This window comes from Microbispora sp. CL1-1 (assembly GCF_012034195.1).
Taxonomy (GTDB): Bacteria; Actinomycetota; Actinomycetes; order Streptosporangiales; family Streptosporangiaceae; genus Microbispora.
Genome location: NZ_JAATEK010000184.1, coordinates 1 through 509, shown reverse-complemented (window position 1 = coordinate 509; position 509 = coordinate 1). Strand labels below are relative to the sequence as shown.

At 66.0% G+C, this 509-nt stretch carries 1 protein-coding gene; it reads right to left on the bottom strand.

The genetic code is table 11. The features are described 5' to 3' along the window. Positions 1-33: 33 nt before the first annotated feature. A partial coding sequence (locus HCK04_RS40530; RefSeq protein WP_185949127.1) for a transposase occupies positions 34-509 on the bottom strand: 476 nt, incomplete at its 5' end.

The window sequence follows — 509 nt, the reverse complement described above, 5'->3', positions numbered from 1 at the left end:
GAGCAATCGTCAAGACCTGTGGATCACGAGTTCCTAAGCAGCTGCTGGTGAGGGCTGATCGTCGGGGCGTTCGACGAGCTTGCCGTTGACGAAGGTGGCCCCGGCGCGGACCAGGGCGACGAGGTGGGGGGCGTTGACCGCGCGCCAGCGGGCCTGGGCCGACTCGATCAGCTTGAACGCCATGGCCAGCCCGGCCGCCCGTGAACCGGGGCCTTTGGTGACCTTGGTGCGGTGCCGCACGGTGGCGAACGTCGACTCGATGGGGTTGGTCGTGCGCAGATGCACCCAATGCTCGGCTGGGAAGTCGTAGAACGCTAGCAACTCGTCCACGTCGTCGACGACCTTGGCCACGGCCTTGCCGTACTTGGCCCCGTAAGCGGCCTGGAACGCCTTCACCGCCGCCAGGGCGTGGTCTTTGTCCTCGGCGTTCCAGATCTCCGCCAACGCCTTCTTCGCGCCGCTCTGTGCGGACTTCGGCATGGCTCCCAGCACGTTGGCGATTTTGTGAA